General features: G+C 39.1%; 4 protein-coding genes. 2 read left to right on the top strand and 2 right to left on the bottom strand.

Annotated features, from left to right (window positions below; all coding sequences use genetic code 11):
* Positions 1-292 precede the first annotated feature (292 nt).
* Both ACED28_RS22790 and ACED28_RS22785 read left to right on the top strand, forming a co-directional pair.
* Positions 293-484, top strand: a complete 192-nt coding sequence (locus tag ACED28_RS22790) for a hypothetical protein (protein ID WP_371710816.1) — start codon at positions 293-295, stop codon at positions 482-484.
* Positions 485-526: 42 nt separating this feature from the next.
* A complete protein-coding gene (locus ACED28_RS22785; RefSeq protein ID WP_371710815.1) occupies positions 527-1,075 on the top strand; it encodes a hypothetical protein in 549 nt (182 codons plus the stop codon).
* Between the two features lie 357 nt (positions 1,076-1,432).
* Here the strand turns inward: ACED28_RS22785 and ACED28_RS22780 are convergent, their stop codons facing one another.
* Positions 1,433-2,413: a TniB family NTP-binding protein gene (locus tag ACED28_RS22780; RefSeq protein ID WP_136982638.1), complete on the bottom strand. Its 981-nt coding sequence runs from the start codon at positions 2,411-2,413 to the stop codon at positions 1,433-1,435.
* A gap of 24 nt (positions 2,414-2,437) precedes the next feature.
* On the bottom strand, positions 2,438-4,382 hold a 1,945-nt coding region (locus ACED28_RS22775), incomplete at its 5' end, for a Mu transposase C-terminal domain-containing protein (protein WP_371710814.1).

Raw genomic sequence — 4,382 nt, 5'->3', positions numbered from 1 at the left:
AAATGGGTGATCGGATAATCCCGAAATGACTGATCGGAATGCTCCGAAATATGCAATAAGCTCTACATCACCATTCAACAGTAGCAATGGCCCCTCAGACAACGAGGAATTATCTTTGGAAGACTTCAATCAGAGAGTCATTGAAGCCTTTCACTATGACCGCCAATCTGGCATTTAGTATCGATAAAACTAGTAGAAAGCAAAATCCCTGACACGTTTGCGGTGCTAGAATGTATAAGCTGCATCAATATCAATGAACTGACGATACAATTGTCAACGAATGGAGATAGGTATGTTTAGAGCGGCTAGATCGGGTAATGGTACTCAAACGCTACAGCATTATGCAGACGAGCTTGATGCGGCGATTGCAAGATCTCTAGCAATTTTTGCGGGTATTGGACAATACAGAGTAAAAAGGGACGGTACATCTTTCTGTGCACCTAACGATGGTTGCCAGAAGACAAAATTAGTTCATTTACAATAAAGATTGATCTGTTTTCAGGTCACACTGAACAAGAGAAACGGTATGAGTAACATAATTATGGCAACTTTCGATGGTAATGCCAATGATTGTATAAGCGGTATCATGGCTAAAATTGTGGCACTTCATCTGGCAGATTCGGAGTATAAAAATAACGAAATTTATCTATCAGATGAAAACTTTGAATTAGCGAATATTGTTATTGGTCAACTAGATGATCAAACCCAAAAGCTAAGGGAGGTTTACCGTGAGATAAAGCGATCGGCGCATGTCGATAGCTACTTTGACAACTCAACAATCGATGAGCTGTTTGTTGCTAATAGTTGTATCCGAGAGTTTGAAATGATTCTCAATGCAAAGTATTACGCCATGAGTTGTAGCGTTATCGTTTCAGGGCCGTCAGTGATGCAAATAATGAAACAGGTTCGTATGTCAGCAGCTAAGTTACGGAGAGCTATTGGTGATCTTATGTCTGTCGAACGCCAACTTCGAGTAGCTTCAACGAACAAATATGAAAGCAGCTTTGAGATGACTAGTGATAAAGTCACCAAGCTCAAATTGGCAACAGAAGCGGCGATCACCAGTTATAGTTGAGGTAGGTTTAGTTGAAGAGCCTCTGAGTTCCAAAGTTGAAATGTACTAATTCAGCTGAAAGTTGCTCATTTATTTCGGTTTGCTGCTTGTTGTTAGATTTTCTCAAAGTTGTGTTCTTATTTTGGGAGCACAAAAAGACGGTCTGGTCCGCCCCATCAGAGTTGGATATTAAGTTAAGCCTATCCATACCTACAGTTATCCAAGGCTTTTATTAGCACAAAACCAGACTCGTTTTTGTCCAGAGCCTTGAGAGGTGGCTTTTATCCGTAGCATTTTCTATCTCGAAAATGGTCTGATAAGTATATCCGCCACTGAGCTTTTAGCCTTGCATACAAAGACCGTAAAACAAAAAACGCATCAAAATAAACCTTTTGCCGATACGTCTTTTTCATGTTGAAACAGATAGTTTTCCCACCCAATATCTTGAGGGGGATGATTGATCTTCAATTCCTTAATAGTAACTTCAAAAGGATTTAGATTTTCACATGCGACCAGGCTGACTTTGGGTGCTGCTTTGGCAAAGTGTTTTAATGCAACTTTATTTGAATGATCACGTAATGCAAGCCTACTCGCTCTATTAATGAGTTTTCTGATCCGACGTAGATTACCTTGGGAAAATGCGTAGATACGCTTCATCATGTCAGGTTCAGCAAGACCAGAACACTCACCAAAAGGTAATGCGTCATCAAGCATTGTTAAAAACGTTTTATAGATACTACGGTTATTTTTGCTATTCAACCGGAAAGGCTCAAGAGTGTGCTGTAACTCGAAGCGTCCTGCTAATTGACTATTTGCCTCCAAAATTACCACTGAGTAAGGCATGCCAAAAAGCACCACTGGTACTTTTGAACGTACAATGAGCATCTTCAACCAGTCAGCTGCACTATGTAAAATTTGCTTATTCTTCCGATCTATCATGTGTTGAAACTCATCTATGATAATTAATTCAACTCCGCATGACTTCATTAAGCCACTCATTTCTTGGGCGATCTTAACAGGATCACTCCCTCTAGAAAAAGCGAGTGGATCTCCTAGGTCAGATAGCAACTGCTCAGAAGCCGTAATCGGGGTCGCATTGGGTGGGAGAGAAGTCGATAAAATCGGTATAAAAGAGCCTTCGCTTGTCTCTGAACGAGGGTTTTCGTTTAAATACTTATTTATCAGCGTTGTTTTTCCCGACCCAGTATCTCCAACAACGATCATACAGTCTGGTTCATGAATACCGTCACTAAATTCTCGGCAATCTGAAATATCATCAAGAATGTCGGTTATTAGCGGGCTCTGAATGAAGATTTGTTTGACCATATCAGCTGTGCTTTCTGTTTTATTACTATCCATGTCAGTTAGCCTTTTTGAATAAAATCACTTTATCGACCAACCATTAGTATTAACCTCGATATCCCAATCTAATTCATCATCAAGTTCTGATTTTACATAATCAGCTTGTTGTGTTTTTGCTTCGGAAGTTGCTCTTTTAGAATGCTCTTTTATACGCTGCACCCGAGATGTAGTTGTAGTCCCTAGAGAGTTTCGTTTCTTATTTTGACCTGTTTTTTCAAATGCTTCATCAATAATATCGAGGATTTTACGCCAAGCTTTAACAACATCTCTGTGGTTGTAGTTCTTGCGAATATGTCGCCTTGCATAGTTACAACAAGTCTTGTGTAACCACTCAGAAACAGAATAGGCGTAATCAGCATCAATTGCGTCTACAGCAAAAAACTCTTCTTTCGTTTCATCAAGTACATAAACCCTACCAAGACAACTAGGATCATACTTGATCCTCACACGTACACTTTTCATGTCTTTACAAGTTTTGTGCCCAAAATATCTTGCTAGACGAACACTGGAGTAGCGTATTGTTGTGCCTAACCTAACCCCATTCTTATCGAGAGCTACCTCACGGTTTTTTCCTAGGTTAAACTTCAATTCGTCTCTAGACCCTTTGAAAGGACGTGGAGGAATTGAAGAATTAACAGCATCGATCCAACTTAGATTTGGGATATTGTTTTCTAGCCCGTTTTTTCCATTTTGGTAAACATCCACTATCCAAATATGAACCATTTCTTGTAGAAGCGAATTATCAATAACTGCATTTTTGAGTGGATCGTAATCTTTTCTCTCAAATATATTAGTAAAACTCTTACCTGGCATTCTAGAGAGAAATCGATTATTGATAGTTCGAAAATATCGCTCTACTGACCCTTTAAGCCAAGGCTTTTTAGTCGGGTTTTTCTTAACTTTTATTTTCAGATCTTTGCACGCTATTTTGAAGTCACTACTGTTAAACTCAGTACCATTGTCGACAATCAAATGCTCAGGCAAGCCATAACAAGGCCAACACCCTTCTACTGATGGGTATAGTTCTTTGACGTGTTCTTTTGGAAGAATTGCATTCACAAGTGCTAGTGATACTGATAAGTAACTCGGCGGCTCGAACCCTAGATAGAAACCCACAATGCTCTTTGTATGAGTATCGTACAAAACTGTGAGCCACGGTCGCCCTAACGGTATACCGTTTTTTTCATCAATAATAAATAAATCAAGCCTAGTATGGTCTGCTTCTACACGTTCCAATACTCGTGTTGTTGCTGGCCTTTTACCCACTTTTCTGAAAGTAGAATCAGCTACACTTTTTCCCTTTCTAAGTAGTATTTTTTCGTACTCAGAGTGCTTTCTTAGTCTCTTCCTAAATGCCTGTATTGAGAACGGTTCAAATTGAGTCCCATTGATTTCATTATACCGATCAATTTCAACCTCAAGAGTTACGTATGCCGATGTTGCTGTCGGGCATTCTTCAGAGAAGTAATTTCTTATTGCACCTTGAATTAAAGGTTCAAGTTCATCGGGAGTATTTCTTTTTGTATTGCCAGCAGAGACTTTAGGAATTAGGGAGTTAAGCTGAAAATTTGATTTTTTAAAATCTCTCCAGTACCTATAAATGCTGATTGCTGATGGTGTACTTGAACCAAATTTTTCTATTAGAGCAGTAAGTGACTCATCTATTTGCTTTTTGGAAAAATCGGTACCATATTGATCTATAAAGAATTCTAGAATGTTATATCTATGTATGGCCTCATTTCTTCGGTCTTCATCAACAGAAAAGACATCCTTAAACGTCAGATCAACATCTTTCCATAAGGGGAGTGATAGCGTTTCCTTTGGTTTCGATTCTTTATCGAAGTTAGTACTTGGAAATAGCTCACCAAATCGCTTAGAACCTTCACTTGGCATGCTAAGAGCTCCAAATAGGCGGCGTTTTTCAAGGTAGTTGTCATCATTCGCTTGTTTACTAAGCAGCTTCTCT

The organism is Vibrio sp. 1F253 (assembly GCF_041439295.1).
Classification (GTDB): Bacteria; Pseudomonadota; Gammaproteobacteria; order Enterobacterales; family Vibrionaceae; genus Vibrio; species Vibrio tasmaniensis_A.
This window is presented reverse-complemented; position numbering and strand designations above follow the sequence as displayed.

Excerpts from the sequence above, each read along its gene's own strand:
- ACED28_RS22790 (WP_371710816.1), top strand. The coding sequence starts at position 293 with ATGTTTAGAGCGGCTAGATCGGGTAATGGTACTCAAACGCTACAGCAT.
- ACED28_RS22780 (WP_136982638.1), bottom strand. The coding sequence starts at position 2,413 with ATGGATAGTAATAAAACAGAAAGCACAGCTGATATGGTCAAACAAATC.
- ACED28_RS22785 (WP_371710815.1), top strand. The coding sequence starts at position 527 with ATGAGTAACATAATTATGGCAACTTTCGATGGTAATGCCAATGATTGT.